Source organism: Clostridium sp., assembly GCF_016650095.1.
Lineage (GTDB): Bacteria > Bacillota > Clostridia > Clostridiales > Clostridiaceae > Clostridium_AD.
Map to the genome: position 1 here is coordinate 1 of NZ_JAENWL010000325.1, position 4,381 is coordinate 4,381.

General features: G+C 32.5%; 5 protein-coding genes. All 5 read right to left on the reverse strand.

The features are described from left to right. Nucleotides 1-1,476, reverse strand: a 1,476-nt coding sequence (locus JJE11_RS15435) for an ABC transporter ATP-binding protein (RefSeq protein ID WP_291637209.1), incomplete at its 3' end; no start/stop codon positions are given. A 483-nt stretch (nt 1,477-1,959) separates the two neighbouring features. Next, entirely contained in the window at nt 1,960-2,196 is a 237-nt protein-coding gene (locus JJE11_RS15440; protein ID WP_291637200.1) for a DUF2922 domain-containing protein, read from the reverse strand. Nucleotides 2,197-2,282: 86 nt separating this feature from the next. Next, nucleotides 2,283-2,507: a DUF1659 domain-containing protein gene (locus tag JJE11_RS15445; RefSeq protein WP_291637202.1), complete on the reverse strand. Its 225-nt coding sequence runs from the start codon at nt 2,505-2,507 to the stop codon at nt 2,283-2,285. A gap of 83 nt (nt 2,508-2,590) precedes the next feature. Continuing rightward, a complete protein-coding gene (locus tag JJE11_RS15450; protein ID WP_291637204.1) occupies nt 2,591-3,124 on the reverse strand; it encodes a sigma-70 family RNA polymerase sigma factor in 534 nt (177 codons plus the stop codon). 38 nt (nt 3,125-3,162) lie between these two features. Next, nucleotides 3,163-4,381: DnaD domain protein (locus tag JJE11_RS15455; protein WP_291637207.1), on the reverse strand; the 1,219-nt coding region annotated here is incomplete at its 5' end.

Sequence of the window (4,381 nt, forward strand, 5' to 3'; positions counted from 1 at the left end):
ATCATCTAATATAAGTATAGAAGAATTTTTAAGTATTCCACGAGCTATTGATATACGTTGCTTTTGCCCACCTGAAACATTAACTCCAGCGCTTCCTAAAAGGCTATCGTATCCGCCTTGCATCTTCTCAATAAAATCTGCCTGTGCCTTATTCCCAGCCTGGTGTAACATTTCATCCGTAGCCTCCTTGTTCCCCCATCTAATATTTTCAGCAATAGATCCTGAAAAAAGCATTGGTTTTTGTGGTACAATGGCAATATTATTTCGCACTGAATCAATACTTAGTGCTTTAATATCACAGCCGTTAATCAAAATTTTGCCGTGATTTACATCGTAAAATCTCAAAAGCAACCAAGCAATCGTGGATTTACCACTACCTGTTGGTCCAATTATTGCTAAGTTTTGTCCGCTTTTAATAGAAAATGATAAATCCTTTATGGCAGGTACACCACTGCCGTTAGGATATGCAAAAGTTACATTTTCAAAAACAATATCTCCATTTAGTTCTTCTATTTCACCACTGTGAGAAAAATCTCCTTCACAATTAAGTACTTCTTTAATACGCGCAGTAGAAGCCTTTGTTCGTACAAAGGTATTAAGTATATTTGTTATCATAATTAAAGATGTAAGAATTTGCGCCATATAAATTGTAAATGCAGTAATATCACCTATTTTTGCAATATTTAAAGAAAACAATCTGCTCCCAATGTAAATTATAATTACTGTACCAATTCCAACAGTAAGTGTCATAAGTGGTGATACAAAGGTAATAATCATTTGTGAAGATATACCCTTATGCATTAAATCAGTATTTGCATTTTCAAACTTATCCGTTTCCTTATCATATGTTCCAAAAGCCTTAACCAAGCGCACGCCTATAAGGTACTCCTGCACAACCGAGTTTACATTATCCATAGCTTTTTGCAATTTATAAAAACGGGGATAGCTGAGCCTCATACTAACTATAATAAGAATAGCAACTACTACTACAACACCATAAATAATAAGGCTTAGCCTAAAATTAAGAATACTTGCAAGTATTATACTGCCTATACATGTAATTGGTGCTTTCATAAAAATCCTCATAGTTCCGTTCACAAACTGTATAATTTGTGATGTATCATTAGTCATACGTGTAAGAAGCGATCCGCTTTCAATTTTATCGCTACCTAGTTCAGAGAAATACACAATTTTTTCAAATAAATCATATCTCAAATCTGCTCCCATGCGCTGTGATACCTTACTAGCCAAAATATTTCGTGTAACAGCAAAACATGCACCAATAGCAGTCACTACAAGCATAAGCGTTCCCCAATAATAAACTTTTGAAAGCGATTTCTGCTCAATTCCTGTATTAATGATATTTGCCATAAGTGTAGGACCCAGTAAATCACATATTGCCTCAAAGGTAACGCAAAAAACAGCTATCAAGAATGGGATTTTATATTTTTTAAAGTATTTGCCATATAAATTCACTTTTTTTATTCCTTCTTCCATTTAATTGTAATAATATATTATACATCTTTTTCACCCTCAAAAGTCAACGTAAATTAGTAATTTAATCTTCCCACAATGAGTAAGGCGATGACTGAATGTCATCAGCTTGCGGGGTAGCTTGCGGGTAAATTTATTATCTTTATAGGTTTCATCCTAATTCAACCATATAGATCATCCAATTAAATTCCTTTTTAATTAATTAATAATTTATATAAAGTGCTGAAACCGTCAGCAAAGACATCAATATGAATGGATAAAAAAAATACCGTAGAAGTTAATCTACAGTATTTTGCATTGCTTTATTGCATTATTTTATTTTTTATATTATTCCACACTAAAATATTTAATACTCACATTACAATACAACAATTATATCATACCTTTGTTTCTTCTATAAATAATATCGTTTAATTTATAAAGATTTCACTAAGCTATAAGACTTAGTGAAATCTTTTTACTATACTAAGCTACATTAACTGAAGTAGTATCAGTAGTAACAACCTTAGCATCTTTCTTGCCAGCTAAGTTACCATACGCTGATTCAAAAATGTTGTTTGAAATAACTAAATCCATAAGATCATTTACCTCAACTTCTGTTATAATTGAAACTCCATCTCCATCAGTTTTAATATCATCTACAGTTAGAGTAAAATACTTACCTTCTGTAGCTGTTAAAAATCTCATAACTAATTTATTCATATGACTTTTCCCCCTTCAAAATTATTTAACCCTTACCCCTTAATTCTCAACTTTCAGTTCTCTATTCTCAGCTTTAATCTTAAAAACTATTCTGTTACTAAGCTAAACTGATCTTGTCTGTCAATTCCGAATAATGGATACGTTTTGATGTTTGAAATAGCTTGTCCTATTGCAAAAACGTCCTCGTCCACTGCAGTAACTTTTAGATTACTCATTGTCTTTGTTGCATATTGGTCCTTGCCATTCTCGTCAACACCTACTTTCATTGTAAGTTTTAGAGCACTTGATACTTTTGTAGATACAACTGCCATATTAACCACCCCTCTCATTTTGTTTTCATTGAATATATATGCGCTTCTAAAGTTTTGTGCGGTATTTATAAAAATATATTAATTCACATAAGGGCCCTAAGTTTTTCTAGCGCTTTCTTCTTAATTCTTGCAAATTTATGGTAGCTTTTATCACTATCACAAGCTATTTCACCTAGGGGTTGCCCCCAAATATAATATCTCTCAATTATTTCCCGTTCGACTGGATCAAGCGTATCCAGTGCCACATATAATTTTTTCACTTCATCATAGGCGATAACTTCGTCCTCTAAGGTAAATTCATAATTCGCCACGCAATCAAAATCTAACATATCATTGTTTGGGACTTCTCGAAAATGTTTTATTTGTCCCTTCAGAAGGGCTTTGAAGTTCAATCTTATTGAATTTATGCAATAGCCGTTGAAACTGTTGCTGCCTAACTTATACATGGCAATTGCTTTTATTACCGAAAGATAGCCGTGTTGGATTAAATCTTCAAGATCATAACCTGGAATGTAATACTTTGAAGCCTCCTTGAATATAAGATATTTGAACTTTTCTATTATCTCTTCAGTAGCCCTGTCTTCTTTATTTTTAGCCTTTTCAACTAATTTTTCCATGATATACACCGCCTTTTTAATTTTTATATAAAATACTTTTACTCCTCAGTATTTTCCTCAGTATCCAAATGTCCGAGCAACTGTTTCTCTAGGGTCTCAAAGTCATATGACCTCTGTTCATAGTCACAAAATCCACCTTTTTTCCCGTTTTGGCTTTGATAGCTAACCTTTTTACTAGCCCATTTTTTTTGATAGGCCTTTACCTCTTCACCAGTTTTTATGCCGTGGCTAATCCAGCTATCCAGTATTTTAGTGATATACATCATGGTTTTTGCATTATAATTCACAGCCTCATCAATTGCCATAATGATAACCTCGCTGGCTACATGTTTTGTAAACCCAAGTATTTTTCCATATTCAAGTGGAGTGATGGCATGTACATTTTCTTCGAATACCTTAATTATATTTTTCAACCCATCATCATCAGTCTTATTATTATCAGCAGTAGCAGCAGAATCATCTTTAAATTTTGTTATTATTTTGTTTTTGGTTATTGCTTCTTTTTTACTTATTACTTCTTCTTCTTCTTCTTCTTCTTTTTTATTTATTACTTCTTGCTTATTACTTATTACTTCTTCTTTATTACTTCTTATTCTATTACTTGGTAGGGGCTTATAATCTTCTACCAAGCCCCTACCAAGGGGCTTATTAATTATAAATTGACTCGTTTTTTGAATTTTCTCGGTTTTTTCGAAATTATTACCAGTTTCTGCTCCTACATTTTTTACTTTTTCAGAAATTTCTTCTGCCCTATCCCCCATAGAAAATTCTTCTGTCCTCCCCTCCATAAAAATTTCTTCTGACCTGTCTTCATTCGATAATTCTACTGAAGGCTTGTCCACTTTTTCATATAAAATTTCCACAGCAGGCTTTTCATCAACCTCTTTTGTAATAAGGTTACCAAAAATCTTTTCTACATCTAAGCCAGCTGCCAGGCACTTGGCAAATAATATTTTAATAAATGCCTTATGCTTAACTTTTAATATTTCTTTGTGAACACATTTTAAGCTGTTAATACTGCTCGGAACATTGTATTTTATCCAGTTAATAACCATAAGCTCCTTTGTTTCGTCACAATATAAGATTTTTTTATAATCGCAGAATCTTTGAATAAGCTTTTCTACAGTTTCTCTGTTATATCCCGTATCTGTTTCTATAGTTATTTTGGAGATATCATAAATTCCGCACTGAGTCGTTTTTGAATTAGTCATAAGATATAAATAAAAATATTTTTCCTCTGGGGTAAGTTCAAGAACA

Coding starts and splice junctions, on each gene's coding strand:
- JJE11_RS15445 (WP_291637202.1), bottom strand. CDS start 2,507: ATGGCAGTTGTATCTACAAAAGTATCAAGTGCTCTAAAACTTACAATG.
- JJE11_RS15440 (WP_291637200.1), bottom strand. CDS start 2,196: ATGAATAAATTAGTTATGAGATTTTTAACAGCTACAGAAGGTAAGTAT.
- JJE11_RS15450 (WP_291637204.1), bottom strand. CDS start 3,124: ATGGAAAAATTAGTTGAAAAGGCTAAAAATAAAGAAGACAGGGCTACT.